This is a genomic window from Roseomonas aeriglobus (assembly GCA_016937575.1).
GTDB classification, from domain to species: domain Bacteria; phylum Pseudomonadota; class Alphaproteobacteria; order Sphingomonadales; family Sphingomonadaceae; genus Sphingomonas; species Sphingomonas aerigloba.
The window spans coordinates 3,593,705-3,616,585 of sequence record JAFHKN010000002.1 but is presented as its reverse complement, the minus strand read 5'-3'; the positions used below and the strand labels follow the sequence as shown (position 1 = coordinate 3,616,585).

The 22,881-nt window shown below is 67.8% G+C and carries 21 protein-coding genes; 16 read left to right on the top strand and 5 right to left on the bottom strand.

The genetic code is table 11. The annotated features are described in order from the left end of the window. Positions 1-178 precede the first annotated feature (178 nt). The 5 genes from JW805_17735 (at position 179) to JW805_17715 (ending at position 4,052) form a co-directional block, all read left to right on the top strand. The gene (locus JW805_17735) at positions 179-757 is read left to right on the top strand and encodes an orotate phosphoribosyltransferase (GenBank protein ID MBN2973853.1); all 579 of its coding nucleotides are present in this window, start codon (positions 179-181) and stop codon (positions 755-757) included. Then, entirely contained in the window at positions 754-1,485 is a 732-nt protein-coding gene (locus JW805_17730) for a pyridoxine 5'-phosphate synthase (protein MBN2973852.1), read from the top strand. Before JW805_17735 ends, JW805_17730 begins: the two co-directional genes overlap by 4 nt. A 139-nt stretch (positions 1,486-1,624) precedes the next feature. After that, entirely contained in the window at positions 1,625-2,029 is a 405-nt protein-coding gene (locus tag JW805_17725; protein MBN2973851.1) for a holo-ACP synthase, read from the top strand. Then, a complete protein-coding gene (gene lepB / locus JW805_17720; GenBank protein MBN2973850.1) occupies positions 2,029-2,916 on the top strand; it encodes a signal peptidase I in 888 nt (295 codons plus the stop codon). Before JW805_17725 ends, lepB begins: the two co-directional genes overlap by 1 nt. Beyond that, positions 2,913-4,052 (top strand): AI-2E family transporter, encoded by a 1,140-nt coding sequence (locus JW805_17715; protein MBN2973849.1) that lies wholly within the window; start codon positions 2,913-2,915, stop codon positions 4,050-4,052. Before lepB ends, JW805_17715 begins: the two co-directional genes overlap by 4 nt. On the opposite strand, the gene JW805_17710 is transcribed toward JW805_17715, so the two are convergent. Further along, positions 3,998-5,089 (bottom strand): glycosyltransferase, encoded by a 1,092-nt coding sequence (locus JW805_17710; GenBank protein ID MBN2973848.1) that lies wholly within the window; start codon positions 5,087-5,089, stop codon positions 3,998-4,000. The genes JW805_17715 and JW805_17710 overlap by 55 nt on opposite strands. 246 nt (positions 5,090-5,335) lie before the next feature. Between JW805_17710 and JW805_17705 the strand changes: the two genes are divergently transcribed. Genes JW805_17705 through JW805_17695 form a run of 3 tightly spaced genes read left to right on the top strand, consistent with a single transcriptional unit; the run spans position 5,336 to position 7,983 of the window. Next, on the top strand, positions 5,336-6,280 hold the full coding sequence (locus JW805_17705) for a hypothetical protein (protein ID MBN2973847.1): 945 nt from the start codon (positions 5,336-5,338) through the stop codon (positions 6,278-6,280). Continuing rightward, positions 6,277-6,789 carry a DUF2141 domain-containing protein gene (locus JW805_17700; protein ID MBN2973846.1) on the top strand — a complete coding sequence of 171 codons (513 nt, stop codon included), beginning with the start codon at positions 6,277-6,279 and terminating at the stop codon, positions 6,787-6,789. Before JW805_17705 ends, JW805_17700 begins: the two co-directional genes overlap by 4 nt. 9 nt (positions 6,790-6,798) lie before the next feature. Then, positions 6,799-7,983 (top strand): glycosyltransferase, encoded by a 1,185-nt coding sequence (locus tag JW805_17695; protein MBN2973845.1) that lies wholly within the window; start codon positions 6,799-6,801, stop codon positions 7,981-7,983. On the opposite strand, the gene JW805_17690 is transcribed toward JW805_17695, so the two are convergent. Continuing rightward, positions 7,935-9,398, bottom strand: a complete 1,464-nt coding sequence (locus tag JW805_17690; protein MBN2973844.1) for a hypothetical protein — start codon at positions 9,396-9,398, stop codon at positions 7,935-7,937. The two genes, JW805_17695 and JW805_17690, sit on opposite strands and share 49 nt — an antisense overlap. Before the next feature lie 72 nt (positions 9,399-9,470). Further along, complete coding sequence (pepN, locus tag JW805_17685) at positions 9,471-12,071, bottom strand: aminopeptidase N (protein ID MBN2973843.1); 2,601 nt, start codon at positions 12,069-12,071, stop codon at positions 9,471-9,473. Between the two features lie 125 nt (positions 12,072-12,196). Here pepN and JW805_17680 point away from each other — a divergent pair, with 125 nt between their 5' ends. After that, positions 12,197-13,912, top strand: a complete 1,716-nt coding sequence (locus JW805_17680; GenBank protein ID MBN2973842.1) for a M20/M25/M40 family metallo-hydrolase — start codon at positions 12,197-12,199, stop codon at positions 13,910-13,912. 73 nt (positions 13,913-13,985) lie between these two features. Here JW805_17680 and JW805_17675 read toward each other — a convergent pair whose 3' ends face one another. Both JW805_17675 and JW805_17670 read right to left on the bottom strand, forming a co-directional pair. Next, entirely contained in the window at positions 13,986-14,588 is a 603-nt protein-coding gene (locus JW805_17675) for a hypothetical protein (protein ID MBN2973841.1), read from the bottom strand. A 157-nt stretch (positions 14,589-14,745) separates the two neighbouring features. After that, entirely contained in the window at positions 14,746-15,579 is an 834-nt protein-coding gene (locus JW805_17670; GenBank protein ID MBN2973840.1) for a flagellin, read from the bottom strand. 309 nt (positions 15,580-15,888) lie between these two features. Here JW805_17670 and JW805_17665 point away from each other — a divergent pair, with 309 nt between their 5' ends. Genes JW805_17665 through JW805_17635 form a run of 7 tightly spaced genes read left to right on the top strand, consistent with a single transcriptional unit; the run spans position 15,889 to position 22,837 of the window. After that, the gene (locus JW805_17665) at positions 15,889-17,184 is read left to right on the top strand and encodes a sigma 54-interacting transcriptional regulator (GenBank protein MBN2973839.1); all 1,296 of its coding nucleotides are present in this window, start codon (positions 15,889-15,891) and stop codon (positions 17,182-17,184) included. After that, entirely contained in the window at positions 17,181-17,549 is a 369-nt protein-coding gene (fliE, locus tag JW805_17660; GenBank protein MBN2973838.1) for a flagellar hook-basal body complex protein FliE, read from the top strand. Before JW805_17665 ends, fliE begins: the two co-directional genes overlap by 4 nt. Before the next feature lie 3 nt (positions 17,550-17,552). Next, positions 17,553-19,271, top strand: a complete 1,719-nt coding sequence (fliF, locus tag JW805_17655; GenBank protein MBN2973837.1) for a flagellar M-ring protein FliF — start codon at positions 17,553-17,555, stop codon at positions 19,269-19,271. After that, positions 19,268-20,287: a flagellar motor switch protein FliG gene (gene fliG, locus JW805_17650; protein ID MBN2973836.1), complete on the top strand. Its 1,020-nt coding sequence runs from the start codon at positions 19,268-19,270 to the stop codon at positions 20,285-20,287. The genes fliF and fliG overlap by 4 nt, the downstream gene beginning before the upstream one ends. Positions 20,288-20,344: 57 nt before the next feature. Continuing rightward, the gene (locus JW805_17645; GenBank protein ID MBN2973835.1) at positions 20,345-21,091 is read left to right on the top strand and encodes a hypothetical protein; all 747 of its coding nucleotides are present in this window, start codon (positions 20,345-20,347) and stop codon (positions 21,089-21,091) included. After that, positions 21,085-22,416 carry a FliI/YscN family ATPase gene (locus JW805_17640; protein MBN2973834.1) on the top strand — a complete coding sequence of 444 codons (1,332 nt, stop codon included), beginning with the start codon at positions 21,085-21,087 and terminating at the stop codon, positions 22,414-22,416. The genes JW805_17645 and JW805_17640 overlap by 7 nt, the downstream gene beginning before the upstream one ends. Beyond that, a complete protein-coding gene (locus JW805_17635; GenBank protein ID MBN2973833.1) occupies positions 22,409-22,837 on the top strand; it encodes a hypothetical protein in 429 nt (142 codons plus the stop codon). The genes JW805_17640 and JW805_17635 overlap by 8 nt, the downstream gene beginning before the upstream one ends. Positions 22,838-22,881: the final 44 nt, after the last annotated feature.

The window sequence follows — 22,881 nt, the reverse complement described above, 5'->3', positions numbered from 1 at the left end:
GTGTTTAGCCCAAGTCCCTGTTCGATGGCGGCAGACACACACGCGCCGCCCGGGCCTAAAGAAAAAGACCCAATCCCGACGGCCTATACGCGGGGGATGCCGATGCCTCAAGCGCCCAGCGCTACGGTTTTTGCGTCGGCCGTTGCGATAGCCTGTCGCGCTGCCTATGCGGGCGGCCATGACCGAAGAACAGGTGCTCGACGAGTTCCGTGCCGCGCAAGCGCTGCTGGAGGGCCATTTCATCCTGTCGTCGGGGCTGCGCTCGCCGCGCTACCTGCAATGCGCGCGCGTCCTGATGGACCCGCGCCGCGCCGCGCGGCTGACCGACGCGCTCGCCGCGACGCTGCCCGAAGACCTGAAAATCGACGCTGTCGTCTCGCCTGCGATGGGCGGCGTGATCGCCGGACACGAGATGGGTCGCTCGCTCGGCGTGCCGGCGATGTTCCTGGAACGGCCGACCGGCACCTTCGAGCTGCGCCGCGGGTTCCGCCTGGAGCCCGGGATGCGCGTGCTGATGATGGAGGATGTCGTGACGACCGGCCTGTCGAGCCGGGAGGCGATGAAGGCGATCGCCGCGGCTGGCGGCACCGTCGTCGCCGCCGCCGCGCTGGTCGACCGGTCGAACGGCAAGGCCGAATTCGACGTGCCCTTCTTCCCGCTGATCCGCCTCGATGTCCCGAGTTATCCGGCGGATGCGCTGCCGCCTGAACTCGCGGCGATTCCGGCGGTGAAGCCGGGGAGCCGGGCCGCGGCATGAGCGCGCCCCACCTTCGCCTCGGGGTCAACATCGACCATGTCGCGACGGTGCGCAACGCGCGCGGCAGCGGCTATCCCGATCCGGTGCGCGCCGCGTTCCTGGCGGCGGAGGCGGGTGCCGACGGCATCACCGCACATCTGCGCGAGGATCGCCGGCACATCACCGACGACGATATCGCGCGACTGTCGGACGGGTTGCCGGTCCCGCTGAACCTGGAAATGGCGGCGACCGAGGAGATGCTGGGCGTAGCGCTGCGCCACCGCCCGCATGCCGCCTGCATCGTGCCCGAACGGCGCGAGGAACGGACGACCGAAGGCGGCCTGGACGCCGCCGGTCAGCACAACCACCTGGCGCCGATGGTGGCCGCGCTCGGCGACGCGCACGTCCGGGTATCGCTGTTCATCGAACCCGATCCACGCCAGATCGAAGCGGCGATCCGGCTGAAGGCGCCGGTCGTCGAACTCCACACCGGCCGCTATGCCGAACTGTCCGGTGACGCACAGACCGCGGAGTTGCGCCGCATCGCCGACGCCGCGGCGCTGGCGGCGAAGAACGGGATCGAAGTGCATGCCGGCCACGGGCTGACGTTCGACAACGTCGTGCCCGTAGCGGCGATACCGCAGGTGCGCGAGCTCAACATCGGGCATTTCCTGATCGGCGAGGCGATCTTCGAGGGGCTGGGCCCGGTCGTGCGACGGATGCGCGACCTGATGGATTCGGCGCGGTGATAGGTGGTGCTCATCCTCCCCTGCAAGGGGGGGTGGCAGGCCGAAGGCCTGACGGAGGGGTGTCACCCTTTCCGCATAGCGGGACACCCCTCCAACGCGCTGTGCGCGCCACCTCCCCTCGCAGGGGAGGACTGGTATCATGATCATCGGCCTCGGCTCCGACCTCTGCAATATCGAACGGATCCAATCCTCGCTCGACCGCTTCGGCGCGCGGTTCGAAGCGCGCTGCTTTACCGACGTCGAGCGCGCCAAGGCCGACCGCCGCCCGTTCACCAAAGCCGGCACGCTCGCCAAGCGCTTCGCCGCCAAGGAGGCGTTTTCCAAGGCGGTCGGGACCGGTTTCGCGCACGGCGTGTTCATGAAGGACATCGGCGTCGTGAACCGCCCCGGCGGTGCCCCGACGCTGGCCCTGACCGGCGGGGCGAAGGCGAGGCTTGACGCCATGACCCCCGAGGGCCACGTCGCTGTGGTACATCTGACGCTGACCGACGACCTTCCCTGGGCCCAGGCGTTCGTCATCATCGAGGCGATCAAGGAAGGATGATGGCGGAAGACGTGGCGCTCAATCCCGGCAACCCGAACGACGTGCACGTCGATGGCAGCGAACCGGCCCCGGCCGCGCGCCGGACCGACTGGTGGGCGGAGCTCAAAGGGCTGCTCTGGCTGATCGTCGCGGTGCTCGGCTTCCACAGCCTGGTAGCCAAGCCCTTCTATATCCCGTCCGAATCGATGATGCCGGGACTGCTGGTCGGCGACCGGCTGGTGGTGACGAAGTTTCCCTACGGCTACAGCTTCGTCACGCCGACCTTCCACCTGCTGCCGTTCATGCAGGGGCGGCTGTTCGGATCGCTGCCCGAGCGTGGCGACGTGGTGATCGTGACGCCGCCTGGCACCCGCACCGACTACATCAAGCGCGTCATCGGTCTGCCCGGCGACCGACTGGAGGTCCGCGGGGGCGTCGTCTTCCTGAACGGACGCGAAGTCCCGCGCCGCGCGATGGGCGACCGGTTGCTGCCGGTCGATCCGAACAACCAGTGCACCAGCTATGGCCCCGACGCGATCGTGCGAGGCGCCGATGGCCGCGAAATGTGCCGCCTGCCGATCTATCGTGAGACATTGCCGAACGGGCGGTCCTACGACACGATCGACAGTGGTTACTCGTTCGGCGACAACTACGGCCCGATCACCGTCGCGCCCAATCACGTCTTCCTGATGGGCGACAATCGCGACAATTCGGCTGACAGCCGCTTCCCCGTGGAGCCCGACAAGGGGCTGGGCGGCGCAGTGCCGTGGGAGAATATCGGCGGACGCGCCGAATTCATCACCTTCTCGCTGGATGGTACGGCGACGCTCAACCCGCTGACCTGGCCGAAATCCTTCCGCTCGGGCCGCGCCGGCCTGTCGCTTCACCCGCAGAAGGACCAGCAATGAGCGACACGCCGTCGTCCGACACCGTCATCCGCGACGGCCGCCGCCCGGTGCCCGTTCTGGACGGCGCCAGCCCGAGCGAAGTCCGCGATCCCTTCGTCCGGCAGGAAATCAAGCGCGCGGCGGTATGGATCGGGATGATCTCCGCGGTCGCCCTGGTCGTGTTGCTGATCCAGCCGCTGCTCATCATTCTGGCGGGCCTGGTCTTCGCCTCGCTGCTCGATGGCGGCGTTCGCCTGCTCGGGCGCGTGCTGCCGATCGGGCGGCCGTGGCGGCTGCTGATCGTCTGCCTGCTGACCGTCGCGTTCCTGGTCGGCACCTTCTACCTGACCGGGGTACAGGTGACCGAGCAGATCACCCAGCTTCGCTCCACGCTCGAGTCCCAGGCCGCGCGGTTCAGCGCGTTCCTGAGCAGCCAGGGGCTGATGCCGGGCGCGTCCGACATCAACGGCATCGCGCGCCAGGCGCTGAGTTCGGTCGGGCGGCTGACGTCCTGGGTCGGCACCGCCATCGGCGGTCTGACGACGATGTTCATGATCCTGGTCGTGGGCCTGTTCGTGGCGATCGATCCGCGGACCTATGAACGCGGGCTGCAATGGCTGGTCCCGCAGGAGCACCGCGACGAATTCTCGCTGACCGTGCGGCGCATGGGACATACGCTGCGGCGGCTGTTGTTCGGGCGTATCCTGGGCATGGTCGCCGAAGGTGTGCTGACCTGGGTCGCGCTGATGGCGGGCGGCGTGCCGATGGCGATGATCCTGGGCATCCTGACCGGGTTGCTCGCGTTTATCCCCAATATCGGCGCGTTCATTTCGGGTGCGCTGATGATCGCGGTCGGATTTTCGGCGGGGGTCGACACCGGCATCTGGGCGATCGCGACCTATGTCGTGGTGCAGGTCTTCGACGGCTATGTCCTGCTGCCGATCGTCGCCAAGAAGACGGTCGATATGCCGCCGGCGCTGACGCTTGGCACGCAGATCCTGGCCAGCGCACTGCTCGGCATCCTGGGATTGGCGCTGGCCGATCCGATCACCGCGATGGTCAAGGCGGCGCTCGAACGCCGCGGCGAGCGCGCGGCCGAGGATCAGGATGGCGAGGACGATTTCGACGACACGAACGAATCGAACAGCGACAGATAGTCGCCGGCCGGGTCGCCGGTCACCGCGACCGGTGCCGGACGCTCGCCGCCCGCGCCGAGCCGCTCGTCGATCGCCGCGACCAGCGCCGCCAGATCGTCGCGGGGAACGATGCTGCCGTGCCGGGCATCGGGGATGAGTTCGTGCATGGCCAGCGTCGAATCGGTGGTGACCACCGGCGTGCCGACCGACAACGCCTCGCGCACGACGCCCGGCACGCCTTCGTAATCGGACGTCAGGACGACTGCGGCGGCACCGCTCATCGCCGGCATAGGGTCGGGAACATGACCGGGCAGGCGCAGCCGGTCGCCTAGCCCCAGCATCGCCGCCTGACGGACGAGCGCTTCGCGCTCCGCACCTTCGCCCAGGATGATCAGCGGAACCGTACGGTCGGCGATTCGCGCCAGCGCCTCGATCGCACGGTCCCAGCGCTTCTGCGGCACCAGACGACCGACTCCAAGCAGATAGCGGGGCGGCAGGTCGACGCCGACCGCCCCCTCCCCCCGTCGCGGCGGCGGGTTCGGCACTACGGCGATCCGATGGCGCGGCATGCCCATGCGTCGCGCCGCATCGTCCGCCAGCGCAGGACTCATGGCGACGAGGGTGTCGACGAACGCCGGATGCCGCCGCAACCACATATGGTAGGCTGCGCGCATCGGCAGCGTCATATCGATGCGGTCGAGCGCATTCGACAGTTTGGCCAGCGTGGGCGGACAGGCGCGCCCCAGCCGTAGGCGCGTCCAGCCGGCGACGGCGGTATAGCGATTGCCGGGGCAGAAGATCGCATCGGGCCGCAACCGCGCCACAATGGCGGGCACCCGTCCAACCAATGCGGCATAGGCGCGCGTGTTAAGCCGCACGCATTCCACCCCGGGCGCGACCTCCTCTGCCAGCGGTCCGGCGTCGCAGCCGACGATCAGCGTCACCCGGCGCCCACGCGCGATCCATTCGCGGGCCAATCGAAGCTGCACCCGCTCCACCCCGCCACCGTCCAGCGTCAAAGCATAGGTCAGGATATGATGGGCCGGTGGCTGCGTCATCGCGCGCGCCTCCTACCCGCCCGGCGCGGGAAGACAAGGCGGACAAATACGACAGGCGTCGCCCTTCGACGCCGCGCCGCGCCGCGCCGCGCCGTGACGGCGAATTTGCAAGCAGGCTAACGTAACTGGGTGACTGCCACGAAACTGCCGTTTATTGCAGCCATGCAAAATTCCGGTGTGATCGGGCGATCATATCGTCCAGCGCCGAAGCCGAGCGTCGGAAGTTACAGGGCCGAGTATCCCATCTTGAGTTCACCCGAACTGCCGCGCCAATCCGCCACCGCCATAGCCGCGGCGCCCACCGACGACGTCGATGCGCTGGTGCCGATCGAACGGATCCGCAGCCGCTGGCCGGTCATCCTGGCGGGCGCGCTGACGCTGTTGATGGTGGCCGGGCTGGCGCGCGAATTGCTCGACCACGGGCTGCAGGCGCTGTGGCGGCATGTGCCGGCGAGTCCGGCCTTCTACCTCGCCTTCGCGCTGCTCTACATGTCCGCGCCCACGTTCGACTGGCTGATCTTCCGCCGGTTATGGGGTCTGCCGGCGGCGGGGCTGGTTGCATTGGTCAAGAAGCGAATCGCGAACGAGGTCGTCGTCGGCTATTCGGGCGATGCCTATTTCTACGTCTGGGCACGCGCGCGAATGAAGATGGTTGCCGCCCCGTTCGGCGCGGTGAAGGACGTGACGATCCTGTCTGCAGTCGCCGGCAACCTCATCACGCTCGCGATGGTCGTCGTGTCGCTGCCGTTCGCGCGCGACCTTCTGTCTCCCGAAATGTTCAAGATGGTGGCAGGTTCGGCCGCCATTACGCTCGCCATCTCGCTGCCGTTCCTGATCTTTTCACGCCGCGTCTTCTCGCTGCCCCGGCGGATGCTGTGGTGGGTGTTCAACATGCACTGCCTGCGACTCGCGTTCGGGTCGCTGATGATCGCGGTCGCCTGGGCCTTTGCGATGCCCGACGTGGCGCTGGGCATGTGGCTGTTCCTGGCCGCGGCGCGCCTGCTGGTGTCGCGTCTGCCGCTGGTGCCGAACAAGGACCTTCTTTTCGCCAATTTCGCCATCCTATTGATTGGACAAGGCGAAGCGTTGTCGGACCTGATGGCCTTCACCGCCGCGCTGACCCTGGCCGTCCACGTCGCGCTGATCGGCGTGTTCGGGGTGCACAGTCTGTTTGTCCGGAACCGCGCATGATCCGCTTGTTTGCCGCCATCGCCCTCCTTTCACTCGCGACACCCGCTGCCGCGCAGCAGGTCATCGAGGAATCGGCCAGCTGCGCCGGCGTCCGCGGACCGGCGCTGCAGGTGACGGTAACCGGCCTGAAAGACCGCACCGGCCGGCTGAAACTCGAACTCTATCCCGCCAACGCCAATGATTTCCTGAAGGACGACACCGATCTGGTGAAGGAGGGCAAGGTCTTCCGACGCGCCTGGGCGCAAACCCCGGCCAGCGGCGCGGTCACGATCTGCATCCGTGCGCCCGCCCCGGGTCGCTATGCGTTGCTCTTCACGCATGACCGCGACGGCAAGAACAAATTCAACTTCTGGCGCGACGGCGCGGGCTTCGTCGGTGCGGCGAAGCTTGGCCGCAGCCGCCCGCAGCTCGACCAGGCGCTGGTCACCATCGGCAGCGGCGTCACGCCGGTGACGATCCGCGCGCAATATCTGCGGGGCCTGTCCGGCTTCGCTCCACACGAAGACTGACGGCGCCTCGTGCGGATCGTCGACGTCAACGAATTCTACTCGCCGACCGGCGGCGGTGTCCGCACCTATCTCGATCGCAAGATGGGCATTCTGGCCGACCTGGGCCACGAATTGATCGTCATCGCGCCCGGTTATGAGGACGCGGTCGAGGAACGTCCCGGCGGCGGCGTGATCCATTGGGTCAAGGCGCCCCGCCTGCCGTTCGATCGCAGCTATGGCATGTTCTGGGACGCGGCGCCGATCACCCGGCTGCTCGATGCGCTCGATCCCGATGTCGTCGAGGTCTCCTCGCCCTGGCGCCCGGCCTGGATCGTTGCCGAGTGGCAGGGCCGAGCGCTGAAGGTGTTCTTCGCGCACAACGACAATATGGGCGCCTATGCGGTGCGCTGGCTGGAGGGCGTCGCGGAAACGTCGACGGTCGAACGCTGGTGCAGCTGGTATACACGCTACATGGCCCGGTTCCTTGACCGGTTCGACCTGTTCGTGACCAACGGCGGCGAGCTCGCCCGGCGTCACGAGCGCCGCGGGCTGCACGTCGATGCCGCGATGCCGCTGGGCATCGATCGCGGCTATTTCTCGCCCGATCTGCGCGACGAGGCCTTGCGCGCCGCGCTGCTCGCCCAGTGCAGCCTGCCGCCCGAGGCGAAGCTGCTGCTGGGCGTCGGACGACATCACCCGGAAAAGCGCTGGCCGACGATCATCGACGCGGTCGAGCGCGCAGGCGAGCGGATTCCGGTCGGGCTCGTGCTGCTGGGCCAGGGCGTCGATCACCAGAAGCTTGCGCGGCAGGTTGCGGACAGCCCGCATATCCGCCTGTTTCGCCCGGTCTACGACCGCTTACGCTTCGCGCGCATCATGGCGAGCGCCGATGCGCTGATCCACGGATCCGACGCCGAGCCCTTCGGCCTGGTCGCGCTGGAAGCGGTGGCGAGCGGAATGCCGCTGATCGTCCCCGACGAAGGCGGTGCGTCCGATATCGCCGAAGCGCCCTTCGCCGAAACCTATCGCGCGCGCGACGCCCGCAGCTGCGCCGCGGCGATCGGCCGACTGTTCCGCCGCGACCCCGCAATCCTGCGCGCCGCCTGCCGCCACGCCGCCGTGAAGGTCCGGACCGATCAGGACCATGCCGCGATACTGGTCGATTATTACCGCGGAGCCATCGAGGGCACGGCGCGCGCGGCGGTGCGCGCGTAGAGGCGGAAACGCGCGCTGATCCGCCGGTCCAGCCGATAGCCGTTCGCTACCGCCCAGCGCTCGAGGTCCGCGTCGAGCGACTCGTCGCCGCTGCTCCACGCACCCTCCCCCCCGACGAGCACGAAGGCCGGCGGATCAGCCGACAGGACGTCCAGCCGCGCCCGGGAGACGAGATGCAGCGCGCGTTCCTGCTCCACCGCCAGCAGCGTCCGGCTCCGAAAATAGAAGGGGCCGGTCGCGAAACGGCGATCGGGCGCGGTGGTCAGGGTTTGCGGGGACAAGGTCGCGACACCGCGGGCGTGACCGAGCGTCCGCGCCACGGCCATGCCCTCGGCAAGCGTACCGCCTTTGGCGAGTGCCTCGACGCTCGGCGCAAGGCCGGCGCAGGCGAAGACCACCGCCGCGATCCGCCAGCCACGCGCCGGTGGCCGGCTCTGCCATATGTATCCGAGCCGAACGAACAGCGGCACCAGCATAGGCAACAAATATTGCCGCCACGTCGGCGACGGGAGCAGCGCGGCGAGTAGCCCGGCGGCGATCAGCAGGTCGAGCAATCGTCGTTCCCTGCCCCGCACCGAGAGGGATTGTGCATGGGGCGACCGCGCGCGGCCGACGATCGCAATCAGTGCCAGCAACGCCGGACCGAGCGCCAGGAACTTCAGCGTATCGACCAGCTTCGCCGCGACCGACAGCTTCGACGCCCGCCCGGCCGCCGTATAATATTCCGCTGGCGCCTCGGCCGGGAACGTCAGCACGCCGAACAGGAAACCGTCGGGCGCCAGCACCGCCAGCCCCGCCACCAGCAGAACCGCGGGTGTGGCCCCGAGCGCGACCCAGAGGGGACGGTGCCGCCGGACGGCGAGCGCGTAGAGCCCATAGGCTGCGGCCGGCAGCGCGTAGGACAGTTTCGCTGACGCCGCGGCGCCCAGCAGCAGTCCGGCCAGCACCGCACCGCCCCGCGTGCCCATCCCGCGTTCCGCCCGCAGCATCGGGATCAGCGCAACCGCCAGCAACGCGGCGGGCAGGGCGTCGTTGCGCGCGGTGCCGACCGAAAACAGCAGGATGTCGCTCGCCGCGAACAGCGCCGCGCTCACCGTTGCGACACCAGGCGCGACTCCACCCTCGCGCATTACCCGCCACCCCGCCGCGATCGTCGTCACGCCGAGCAGCGCGTTGGCGATTCGCAGCGCCGGCCAAGCGAACGCGCCAAACACCCATAGGAGCGGCGCAAAGGCGAAGGGCTGGAGCGGCGTCTGGAGATAGGCGTAGTCGCGATACGGCAGCCACCCGTCCGCCGTCAGCATCGCCGCGGCGACATATTGGCTTTCGTCATGATCGACCGGCCGCAGCAACGCGAGCGCGACCAGGACAACGGTCAACAGGAGCAGGAGGGGCGTCGGGCGAACGGCTCGCATGGCGCGCGACGAACACGGTTTCGCGCGGGTTCGCAAGCGCACCGGCAGCCGACCCGCGTCTCGCCCCTCTCGCTAGTCGAGGCTCTTCGACGCCTGTTCGAACATATCCTTCGACAGGCCCGGCGTTGCCAATATCCGCTCCAGTTCGCCGCGCATCAGGCTGGCGCGACCAGCGTCGAACCGCTTCCACCGGCCAAGCGGCGGCAGCAGCTTGGCTGCGGTCTGCGGATTGAGCTTGTCTAGCGCGATCAGCTGATCGGCCAAGAAGCGATAGCCGCGCCCCGATACGTCGTGAAACGCGCGCTGGTTGACCCCGAACGCCCCGACCAGCGCGCGCGCCCGGTTGGGGTTGGCAAGCGTGAAGTCGCGGTGGCGCGCCAGCTCCTCGACCACCTGCACGGTATCGTCACGCGTCGACAGCGCCTGGACCTGGAACCATTTGTCCAGCACCAACGGATTGTCGGCGTAGCGGTTGTAGAAGATGTCGAGCGCCGCCTCCCGCTCGTCCGACCCACCGCCGACCAACGTCACGAGCGCGCCCTGGCGGTCGGTCATATTGTCCGCCGTCTCGAACTGCGCGAACGCCAGGGCCGCCGCATCGCTGGCCCCGCCGGCGGTGATATAGCCGAGCGCGACGGTCCGCAGCCGGCGGCGGCCCTTTGCGGACGGCGAATATTCGAAGGACGCCGACTGGCACGCGGCATAGGCGGCCCGCCATTCGTCCTCGAGCGCACGGCCGAGCTCGGTCCTGAGCGCCTCGCGCGCGTGATAGATCGCATCCGGATCGACCACTGCCATCTGGTCGCCGACGAAGCTTTCGGACGGCAGCAACACCGCCTCCGCAATGAACGCCGCGTCGAGTGCCGGATCGGTCAGCGTGCCGCGTACCGCTTCGACGACGGCGCGCGTGTTCCCCCGCCCGGTCGCGACGGTGGTGACTAGCGTATCGAGCATCAGCTGCTGCATCGCTTCGTAGCGGGCGAAGGGATCATCGTCGTGCGCGCTGAGGAACGCGAGATCCTGCGCGGTCCGGTCGGTTTCGACGATGACCGGCGCGGAAAAGCCGCGGTTGATCGACAGCACCGGCCGTTCCGGCACGGTTTCGAACGCGATCTCCGCCTCGGTGCTGTCGAGCAGGAACAGCTGTTCCTCGGTCAGCGCCGTCCCCGTCTCTCCGCCGAACAGCTTGATCTTGAGCGGCAGGACCATCGGCTGCTTGTCGGGCTGGCCCGGCGTCGGCGGCACGCGCTGCGACAGGTGCAGGGTCGCGCGGCCACCGCTGTGCGCCAGTCGTGCGGTGACGCGGGGCGTGCCGGCCTGCGAATACCAGAGCCGGAACTGGCTGAGGTCGACGCCGCCGCCTTCCTCCATGCACGCGACGAAATCCTCGCACGTCGCGGCCTGTCCGTCGAACCGGTCGAAATACAGGTCGGTGGCGGCCCGGAACCGTTCCGGCCCCAGGATCGTCGCCATCATCCGGATGAGCTCGGCACCCTTGTTGTAGATGGTCGCGGTGTAGAAGTTGGAAATCTCGATATATTCGTCCGGGCGGACGGGATGGGCGAGGGGGCCCGCATCCTCCGGGAATTGCGCCGCGCGCAGGCCCCGCACGTCTTCGATCCGCTTGACCGCCGCACTGCCCTGGTCGGCGGAGAAGCCCTGGTCGCGGTAGACGGTGAAGCCTTCCTTCAGCGACAGCTGGAACCAGTCCCGGCAGGTGATGCGGTTGCCCGACCAGTTATGAAAATATTCGTGCGCAACGACCGCAGCGATGCCGTCATAATCATAGTCGGTCGCGGTGTCGGGGTCGGCGAGGATGTAGCGGCTGTTGAAGATGTTCAGCCCCTTGTTCTCCATCGCGCCGAAATTGAAATCGTCGACCGCGACGATGTTGAACACGTCGAGGTCATATTCGCGGCCATAGACACGCTCGTCCCAGCGCATCGACGTCTCCAGCGCCTGGAGCGCGTGGTCGGTCTTGGCCAGGTCGGCGGCGCGGACCCAGATGCCCAGCTGCACCTCGCGCCCCGACCGCGTGACGAACGTCGAGCGGTTGGCGACCAGATCGCCCGCGACCAGCGCGAACAAGTAGCTCGGCTTGGGGAACGGATCGTGCCACTCCGCCCAATGCCGCCCGTCGTCGAGGTCGCCCGAACCGACCGGATCGCCGTTCGCCAGGAGCACCGGGAAACGCGCCTTGTCCGCGGTCATCCTGACCCGGTAGGTCGCAAGCACATCGGGACGGTCGGGGAAGAAGGTGATGCGACGGAAGCCCTCGGCCTCGCATTGGGTACAAAGCAGCCCGCCGCTCGAATACAGGCCCATCAGCTGCGTATTCGTCTCCGGCGCGATCTCGACTACGGTCTCGATCGCATGGGTGTCGCCCGACAGCGGCACCACCAATGTTCCGTCCTCTAGCCGCCAGTCGTTGATCGCGGCGCCGTCGACCGAAACCGACAGCGGGCTCAGGCCGTCCCCGTCGAGGCGCAGCGGACGATCATGATCGCCGTTCCGCACGACGTTCAGCACCGCGGTCACGTGCGTCTGCGCAGGATCGAGATCGAAGTTCAGATCGATCGTATCGACCCGCCAGTCGGGCGCGCGATAATCGCTGCGGCGAATGATACGCGGGGCGGCGGCGGCGGTGCTCTGGACGTCCATGATGCGGTTCATATGCCCCTTGCGCGCATTTGACAGCCTGCGAATTGCGCCGATGCGAATGACGTTGCTACGCATGGGCCATCGTAATTCTCCCAAAGGACCTGCAAACCTTGGCCAAATACCGTCTCGCGACCTCCGTGGCGCTCTCGATCGTGCTCGCACTTCCTGCCGCTGCGCAGACCGCGCCGGCCGCCCCGGCCGCGCCCACCCCGGGACCCGCCCCGGCCAGCACCGCGGCTCCGGCAGCCGCCCCGGTCGTCGATATGGCAGCCCGGAACGCCGTCACCAACGCCGCGCTGCCGCCGGCCGAAGCCGCGATGAAGGCGCACGTCATGTTCCTGGCGTCGGATGCGATGAAGGGCCGCGATGCGGGCAGCCCGGAGTATGACATCGCCGCGCAGTACGTCGCATCGCAATTCTACGCCGCGGGCCTGCGCCCGATGGGCGACGAGGGCAGCTATCTGCAGAAGGTGCCGTTGATCACCGTCACCGCAAAGGACGAAGGCCGCTTCAGCTACCAGCCGGCCAAGGGTGCGGCGGTGCCGATGACGTTCGGCAAGGATTACATCCCCGGCACCAATCCCGCGAACCCGGCGACCAAGGTCGACGGCGGCATCGTGTTCGCCGGCTTCGGCATCGTCGAGCCGGGCATCAAGCGCGACGACTATGCGGGCGTCGACGTGAAGGGCAAGATCGTGTTGATCTTCGGTGGCGCGCCCGAAAGCCTGCACCCGGAACTTCGCGCGCACTTCGGCAGCACCGCGACCAAGCGCGCGATCGCCGCGGCCAAGGGTGCCGCCGGCGTGCTGATTATCGAGCCGAACGGATCGGCGAAGAACGCCGTATTCCCGCGTCTGGCGCAGGGATATAAGTCGCCGCGCGTAACGTGGGAAAGGAACGGGGTCGGTTTCGATCCTGCGCCGCAGGCACCGGGTCTCGGCATGATCAGCCAAGCCTTTGCCCAGACGTTGTTCACGGGCAGCAAGCTCGCCTGGGCGGACGTCGTGAAGGGGGCTGAATCGGCCGAAACGCGCTTCAAGGCGACTGCGCTGCCGGGTAGGATCTCGGCCGCGATCAACACCGAATGGACGCCGCTGCCGAGCTCGAACGTCGTCGGCCTGCTGCCAGGCAGCGACCCGAAGCTGAAGGATGAATATGTCGTCCTGTCGGCCCACCTCGACCATGTCGGCGTCGGCCGTGCGGTCAACGGCGACACCATCTACAACGGCGCCGAGGACAATGCCGTCGGCATCGCGTCGCTGATCGAGGAAGCCAAGAAGTTCAAGGCGAGCGGCCAGCCGCCCAAGCGCTCGATCCTGTTCCTGGCGGTCACTGCCGAGGAAAAGGGCCTGGTCGGTGCTGAGTATTTCGCCAACAACCCGACCGTGCCGAAGAACGCAATGGTGGCCGACGTCAACCTCGACATGCCAATCATCACCTACAAGTTCGAGGATGTGATCGCCTTCGGCGCCGACCGCTCGACGCTCGGCCCGATCGTGCGCAAGGCGGCCGCCTCGATCGGTGTCGGCTTCTCGCCCGACCCGATGCCGGAACAGGGCCTGTTCACCCGCAGCGACCATTATCGCTTCGTCCAGCAGGGCGTGCCGAGCGTGTTCCTGTGGCCGGGCCAGGCAGGCCCGGGCAAGGCCGCGGTCGATGACTTCTTCAAGAACCACTATCACAAGCCCAGCGACGAGGTCTGGCAGATGCCGGCGCTCGACTGGAGCCAGGGCGTGCGCTTCGTCGATGTGAACTACGCCATCGCGCGCGAGATCGCCGACGGCGCGGAGCGGCCCAGGTGGAACAAGGGCGACTTCTTCGGACTGCTGTATAACGGCTACGGCGCGAAGTAAGTCTGTCGAACAGAGTCGGGCCGTCGGCGAATCGTCGGCGGCCCGATGCGCCTTTGGATGTGTCCGCTCGGTATCAGCGGAACATACAGGTCACGCCGGCCCACAGATCGGTGATCTTCGCATCCTTACCGGCGCCGTCGAGCAGGCCGCCCATGTCGCCCGCCGCGAATTCGATTCCCAATGTGCTGTCGGGCAGCGTGATCGCATAGGCCGATTCGAGCGCTGCACGCGACGAACCCGGACCGATCCCCGCCAGTGTCGTTATCTTGCCCTTGGCGGTTCCATCGACCGACCAGCCGGCAAAGCGATCGTCCTGGAACTGCAACGTAAGACCATCGCGATAGCGTACCCACGCCAGCGGCCCGGCACCGCATTCCGTGTTCGTGCCCGTCTCCGCCGTTCCCCGGGCGGCAAGCGCGTTCAGCGTCTGACTCCGCGGCGTGCCGAAGGCGACCGGGCGGGTGCGGCCGGTGTCCGGATCGACCAGCCGCAAGCCTTCTCCATCGATCGCGACGACAATCGACGGCGCCGTCGCAATCGGGGTGGGCGTTGGGGGAGCGGGCGACGCGGCCGGGCTGGGCTGCACTGCGACGCTGTCGGTCCGCGCCGCCGGCGTCGCGTTCGGGCCGCAACCGGTCAGGCCGAGCAATATTCCTGCCGCCATTGCTGCGCGCATTATTCGCCTCCTCTTTTCGAACGACGATAGGTCGCTCGGCCCGGCCATGCAAAAACGGCGAAAGCCCCGGTGGCCGAAACCACCGGGGCTCTGTCCCCACATGCGGGAGATGGCGCCTGTCAGGGGGGTGACGCCACCCCCGCTAGGACGGGACCTCTTAGCGCAGCAGCTGGAGAACCGACTGCTGGCTCTGGTTCGCCTGGCTCAGCATCGCCGTCGATGCCTGGCTCAGGATCTGGGCCTTGGCGAGTGCTGCGGTTTCGGCCGAGTAATCGGTGTCCTCGATGCGGCTACGAGCGTCGCTCAGGTTGGTGATGTTGGTCGTCAGGTTGTTCACGACCGATTCCAGGCGGCTCTGCGAAGCGCCGAGCGTCGCACGCTTGGTCGACACGAACTTCAGCGCGTCGTTGGCAGCGGTGATCGTCTCGTTGGCCTTCGTCGCCGTGGTGACGTCCAGCTTGGCGGTGTCGATGTCACCGCCCGAGGTGGTCGTGATGGCGCTGAAGTCCAGATTGACCGTGGTGTCGGCGTTCGCGCCGACCTGGATCGCGACGGTGCCGTTCGAACCCGCCGAACCGTTGAACAGCTTCACGCCGTTGAATTCGGTATTCGAGAGAACGTCGCTGATCTGCGACTTCAGCTGCTGGACTTCCGCGTCCAGGTTGGTGCGGTCGGCCGTGCTGTAGGTCTGCGACGCCGACTGCACCGCCAGTTCGCGGACACGCTGCAGCATGTTGCCGACTTCTTCCAGCGCGCCTTCCGCGGTCTGCGCCATCGACATGCCGTCATTGGCGTTGCGGATCGACTGGCTCATGCCCTTGATCTGCGAGGTCATCGAGGTGGCGATGGCGAGGCCGGCGGCGTCGTCCTTGGCCGAGTTGATGCGCTTGCCGGTCGACAGACGCTCCATCGAGGTCGACAGGGCCGAGGTGGCCTTGCTCGAAGCACTGGCGGCGCGGAGCGAGGCGAGGTTGGTACCGATAACAGTCATATCGAATCTCCTTGTCAGCAGACGATCCCGCCACCCCCCCTTGCTGCGGAAGCTCGAGCCGTCGAAGGTGATAACGGCCGCCCGTTCGGGAGTTTTAGGAAGAATTTTCGCCGCGCCTCGCCTGGCGACGCGACGGGTGTTTCGGACCCGTCAGATGCCCTACGCGCAGGGAAAACGACACCGGCGCGCGATACGCGGGCGGGGGCACGGGAACGACAGAGGCAGAAATTTGCCGGCAAGCTGCGGCATTTTACCGGCCGTTAACCATTCATGCCGCATTCCCCATCCTGTTCAGGGGAATTTCACGTCATGGTTTCACTCTTTCCATCGGCCGCGGTGCTGCGTCAGAAGTATGCGGTGGTATCCGGCATGCGGGCGCAGGGCTTTGCGATCGGATCGTTCGAGACCGGCCGTCCGACGCCGGGCGACCTGTTCCTGATCGCGGATGGGGAAACCCCGCCGATCGCGAGTCGGACGCTGGTCATGGGCGAAGGCGCACCGCGCGCGGTACCGTTCCGTGACGGAAACCCCGCCCGGCTGAGCTTCGATTCGCACGACGCCGCGATCGGCGCGGGCTTTGCGACCGCGATGCTGCGCCCCGGCGCTCCGGTCGCCGCCGATCCGGAGAGCCTGGCGCTCTACACGCTGGCCGAGCGAATCGCCGCCAGCGACATCACCGTCCTCATCAACGGCCCGACCGGCACCGGCAAGGAAGTGCTGGCCCGCGCGATCCACACCGGATCCCCACGCGCCAACGGTCCCTTCATCGCGATCAACTGCGCCGCGCTGCCCGAATCGATGCTGGAAGCGATGCTGTTCGGCCATGTGAAGGGCAGCTTCACCGGCGCATCGTCGGGTGGCGACGGCTTCTTCCGTGCAGCCAACGGCGGCACGCTGCTGCTCGACGAGATCGCCGAAATGCCGCTGGGCCTCCAGGCCAAGCTGTTACGCGCGCTGCAGGAGCGCGAAGTCGTGCCGATCGGCGCGACGACGCCGGAGAAGATCGACGTCCGCGTCATCGCCTGCGCCAACCGCGACCTGCAGGCCGAAGTCGCCGCCGGCCGCTTCCGTGCCGACCTTTACTACCGCCTGTCGGTCTTCCCGCTGGCGACCCGTGCGCTGGCCGAGCGTCGCGACGACATCCCCGCGCTCGCCGCGGCGATGATCGTCCGCCACGGCGGCGATCGCGCTGAGTTGCCGTGGCTCGCCCCCGAAGCGCTCGACGTGCTGCTCGCCCATGACTGGCCGGGCAACGTCCGCGAACTCGAGAACGTCATCCAGCGCGCGATGCTGCTTGCCCGCGGCGAGCGGATCGAGCTGACCGACATCATCTTCGACCGCCCGACCCCGGCCGCGCCGATGATGACCCAGACCGTCAGCAATGACGACGAGCCGCAGACGGTCGATCACAAGACCCTGGGCAAGGTCGTCCAGATGAGCGAATTCGCCGCGATCCGCGAGACGCTGGCCGCCTGCGGCGGCAACCGGATCGAAACCGCCAAACGCCTGGGCATCTCGGAGCGCACACTGCGCTACCGCCTGGCCAAGGCCCGCGAGCAGGGCGAGCAGATCGCCGCCCCGCATAGCCGGAGTGCCGCACTGTGAGCGTCGGTCCCGTCGGCGGTGCCATGGGCATCGACCGGGTGATGGCCCTTCGAAGCCAGATCCTCGAACGCAACCAGGCGCTGGCCCGCGCGGCCGACAGCGGCAATCCGTCGGCGGCAACGGATGCGACACAGGCAACCAAGCCGACCAGCTTTGCCGATACGCTGGGCGACGCGCTGAAAAGCGTGAACAAGGCGCAGACGCAGGCGAGCGAGCTGAGCGCGCAATATGAACGCGGCGAGACGATCGACATCGCAAAGGTGATGCTCGCGCGTCAGCAGGCGTCCGTCGGCTTCGAAGCCACCCTTCAGGTCCGAAACAAGCTGCTGTCGGCTTACAAGGACATCATGAGCATGCCGGTGTAATCCATGGCCACGCAGATCATCCCCTCGCCCGGCGCCGTGCCGACCGAACCGCGCTTCGCCAATCCGCTGAAGCAGGTCACGGGCTTCATGACCCAGCCTGCGGTCAAGCGCAGCCTGCCGCTGATTTTCCTGGTCGGCCTGATCGCCGCCGCCGCGCTCGCCTGGGCGACGCTGCGCACGCCGCCGCAAAAGGCGCTGTTCGCGGGTCTCGCCGACTCGGACAAGGCCGCCGTCGTCCAGGCGCTCGACACGGCCAACATCGACAACGGCGTCGACGGCTCCGGCAACGTCACCGTGTCGGAAGAAGATTATCACAAGGCGCGGATGCTGCTGGCGGGCCAAGACCTGCCGAAGGCGGCGCCGGGCGGCTATGCGCTGCTCGACCAGCTGCCGATGGGCGTCAGCCGCGCCGTCGAAGGCGAACGCGTCAAACAGGCGCGCGAGACCGAGATCGCCCGCTCGATCGAAGAGATCGACGTGGTGGCCGAGGCGCGCGTCCATCTCGCAACGCCCGAATCGACCGTGTTCGTCCGCGACCGCGCCGCCCCGACCGCCTCGGTCGTCGTGAAGCTCCAGCCCGGCCGCGTCCTCAGCGACGCACAGACCCGCTCGATCATCAACCTCGTCGCCGCATCGGTGCCGGGAATGAAGCCCGATGCGGTGACCATCGTCGATCAGATGGGCACGCTGCTCAGCACGTCCGATGGATCGAGCGCGACCGGTGAAGCCGACAAGCGTATCGCCATGCAGCGCCAGGTCGAGGAGAAGGTGAAGGCGCAGGTCGCCCAGTTGCTGACTCCGCTGGTCGGCGCCGGCAACTTCACCGCCGAAGTCCAGGCCGACATCAATTTCGACGAAACCCAGGCGACGCGTGAAAGCTATGAGAAGCAGGGCGCGCTGCGCGCCGAACAGGGCAGCTGGACCGGCAATCAGCCGAACGCCGGCCCCCCGGGCGGCATTCCGGGTGCGCTCAGCAACCAGGTGCCGGCCGCATCGACGCTGACCACGCCGGCCAATGGCGCGACCCAGCCGCCGCCCAATGGTGCCGCCACAAACGGCGCGACGCCGGCCGGCCCGGTGACCGATGCGATGAAGCAGTCCGACAGCTTCACCCGCAACTATGACCTGGGCCGCGAAGTGTCGGTGACCCGCAATGCGCCGGGCAGCGTGCGTCGCCTGTCGGTCGCCGTCCTGCTGCGCGATCCCGACAAGGGTCGTCGGACGCCGGCAGAAATCCAGCAGATCACCGGGCTCGTCCAGGCGGCGGTCGGCTACAATGCCCAGCGCCAGGATCAGGTGCAGGTCTTGTCGAAGAAGTTCACCGGATCGGCGATTGAGGGGGTCGAGGCGCCGGCCTGGTACCAGGCGGAATGGGTGCCGATGGTGCTCCGCCATGCGACGGCACTGGTCATCGCGCTCCTCGTCCTGCTGCTCGGTGTCCGACCGATGGCCAAGGCGCTGATGAAGAAGCGCGACGATGCGGCCGGCGATCCCGCCAAGCTGGCCTTCGCCAATCCCAACGCCGATCCGGCGCTACAGGGGGACGATGCCGAAAGTGCGGCCAAGGCAGCGGCGGAAACGCCGACGGTCTCGATCGAGATGCTCGACAATGCCCGCAATTACGACGAACGCGTCGGCCTGGTCCGCGGCTTCACCCGTGAAAATCCGACCCGCGCCGCGCTCGCTGTCCGTGACATGATCAAGACCGGAGAGGCGCAGTGACCGAGATCCAGGGGGGCGGGCGTACCTACACCGGCGTCGAGCGCGCCGCGGTGTTGATGATGCTGGTCGGTGACGACGAAGCCGCCGCGATCCTGCAGAAGCTCGATCCGGAAGAAGTCCGCCAGCTCGGCAAGGCGATGTTCAACGTCGCCGACGTGAGCGAGGCGGAGGTCGAGGACGTGCTCGACGATTTCGTCGGCCATGCCCGGCACCGCACCGCAATCGGTTTCGACCCGCGCCCGAAGATCGAGGGCATGATGACCAAGGCGCTCGGCCCCGAAAAGGCCGACAGCGTGCTCGCGCGCATTACCCCGACCGAGGCGGCGTGCCAGATCGATCTGCTCGACTGGCTCGACGCGACCGAGATCGCGACGATGATCGAGACCGAACATCCCCAGGTCGCCGCGATCATCCTCGCCAACCTCGATGCGACGGTCGCGGCCAAGGTGCTCGAAATCCTGCCCGAGCATGTCCAGCCCGAGATCCTCCACCGTGTCGCCAAGCTGGGGCCGATCACGCCCGAGGCGGTCGATACGCTGAACGCGATGCTGTCGAATCGCGCGGGCCGGACGGGTGCGAGCTCGGCCGCGCTCCAGCTCGGCGGAACGAAGGAAGCGGCCAAGATCATGCAGTCGGCGCGCAAGGCGACCGAGAACCGCGTGATGCCCAAGCTGCACAAGATCGACAAGGACGTCGCCCGCGCGATCGAGGAGGCGATGTTCGTCTTCGACAATCTGCTCGATCTGGACGACAAGAGCCTCGGCACGCTCATCCGCAACGTCGACACCGATACGCTGGTTCGTGCGCTCAAGGGCGTCGAGGAGCCGATCCGCAACCGCTTCCTCGGCTGCATGTCGAGCCGCGCGGCCGACGGCATCCGCGACGAGATGGAGTCGCGCGGGCCAATGCGCCTGAGCGAAGTGCTCGATGCGCAGAAGGCGGTGATCGCCATCGCGCGCGGGCTCGCCAAGGACGGCACGATCATGATGGGCGGCGGCGACGACGACTATGTCTGACGCGTGCCGGCACACCGCCCCCACCTGCCCTTCTGATCCGCAAGGACGCCCCGCCGCATGACCGACTTCCACGCCGGTTTCGTCAGCCGTCACGACGCGGCCGCCGCTGCGCTCAGCGCCGCCTTTGCAGTGCCGGGCGGGTTCGAGCCGCGCGACCTGACCGGCAAGCCGAACACGCCGGGATCGGGACCGAAACCGAAGAGCTTTTCGCCACAGGGCGAGGGCGGACCGCGCCATTTCACGCCGTTCGATCCAGACAACCGGCAGAACGAGGGCTGGAATCCCAGTGACCCCGACGCGACGGCTGTCGACGAAGACTTCGTCGACATCGCCGCCGTCCGCGCCGCCGCCCATGCCGAAGGCTTCGCCGCGGGCCTGGCGCAGGCCGCCGCCGACGCCGGTCGCGACCGCGCGTTCGTCGAATCGCTGGGTGTCGCCCTCGGCCAGGGTGTCGCCTTCGATCGCGAGCGGCTGGCACGCCAGTTGCGCCAGACCGTCCTGCTGCTCGTCTCGCGGCTGGTCGGCGACGTCGGCGTGTCGGGTGAACTGCTTGCGGGCCGGATCGAATCGGCCGCCGATGCACTGGCGGACTCGGCCGAAAGCGCGCTGTTACGGCTTAATCCCGCCGACGTGGCACTGGTCGAGGGACGCCTGCCTGGTTCGCTGTTCCCGGTCGGTGACCCGAGCGTGATGCGCGGCAGTTTCGTGCTCGAAAGTGCCTCGACCATCGTCGAGGACGGCCCCGACCGCTGGCTCGAACAGCTGACGTCCGCCATCGACCGGATCGCGCCGCCAGCATGCTGAACGATTTCGCCGATCGCTATCTCGACGCCCTGGGCGCGAGCGATTTCGCGCCGCGTCCGTCGATCGCCGGGCGCCTCGCCTCCTTTGACGGCCTGCTGATGGAAGCGGTCGGCCTGTCGTTGCCGGTCGGTACCATCTGCACCATCGGCGGCGGCGACCATGGCATGGTCGAGGCCGAAGTGATCGGATTCCGCTCGGGCCGGACGATCCTGATGAACCTGGGCGGCCCGGCCGCGCTGCTGCCCAACGCGCCTGTGCGGCCGGTCGGACCTCCCGGCGAAGCCGAGGTCGGCGCGGCGATGCTCGGCCGCGTGGTCGACGGGTCGGGCAAGCCGATCGACGGCAAGGGGCCGATTCGCGGGGCCACGCGCTGGCCGCTGGCGGGCAAGCTTCAGTCGCCGCTCGACCGTGGGCGCGTGCTCGAACCGATGGATGTCGGCGTGCGCGCGATCAACGGCCTGCTGACGATCGGCCAGGGCCAGCGCGTGGGCATCATGGCGGGATCGGGCGTCGGCAAGTCGGTGCTGCTCGGCATGATGGTCCGCGCCGCGAAGGCCGATGTCGTCGTCGTCGGGCTGATCGGCGAGCGCAGCCGCGAAGTCGCCGACTTCCTCGAAACCAAGATCCATGGCGAGGCGCGTGCGCGCTCGGTTGTCGTCGCGGTCCCGGCCAACCACTCCCCGGTGCTGCGCATCCGTGGCGCGTTGCGGGCAACCGCGATCGCCGAAGCGTTCCGCGCCGAGGGCAAGCGCGTGCTGCTGATCATGGATTCGCTCACGCGTGTCGCGCATGCCGGCCGCGAGATCGGCCTAGCACTAGGCGAGCCCGCCTCCGCGCGCGGCTATCCGCCGTCGGCCATCGCGATGCTGCCGAACCTGATCGAGCGCGCGGGCACCTGCGCCATCTCGGGCGGGTCGATCACCGCGATCTACACGGTGCTGGCGGACGGCGATGACGGCAACGACCCGGTCGTCGATTCGGCGCGCTCGATCCTCGACGGTCATATCGTCCTGAACCGCGCGCTGGCCGAACGCGGCGTCTATCCTGCGATCGACGTCGGCCCTTCGGTCAGCCGCGTGATGACCGACATCACCTCGAAGCCTCATCAGCATGCTGCGCGTGTGTTGCGCCGGCATCTGGCGACTTATGAAGAGAATCGCGATCTGGTGCTGATGGGCGCCTATCGCGCTGGCGCCGACCCTGCGATCGATGCGGCGATCGCCTATCACCCCGCGGTGATGGACTATGTCCGCCAGGATTACGACGCGGTCGTGTCGCTCGATGATGCGGTTATGGAATTGACCGGCGTCTTCGGCGATGGCTGACAAGCACACGCAGAAACTCAACCGGCTGCTACGCGTCCGCACGTTGCAGCTGAACCTGACGCGCGCAGGCGAATCGGCGGCCAACGCCAAGCTCGACAGCGAAACCGAACTGACCCACCGGATCCAGCGGCTGGTCGACAATGTCGCCCCGCGCCCGAACGCCGGCGGGTTCGCCGCCGACCTTGCCGCCGCCGCTTATTATCGCGAGCGCCTGCACGCCTCCGCCGTTGCCGCCGAAACCCGCCGCGCGATGGCCGAAGCCGGCGTCGAACGCGCGCGCGAAGCGACGCGCGAAGCACGCCGCGACCAATCGGCGATCGAGAAGCTGATCGCCCGGGCCGGAGCGCAGGCGGTGCGCAAGGAATTGCGCGCGATGGAAGACGCGCCGCATTTCAAGAAAAATCGGCACACTTCTTGCTGAGCATCCCGTGACGTCTCGTCTCAGGATCGCTTCTGTAATGCTTC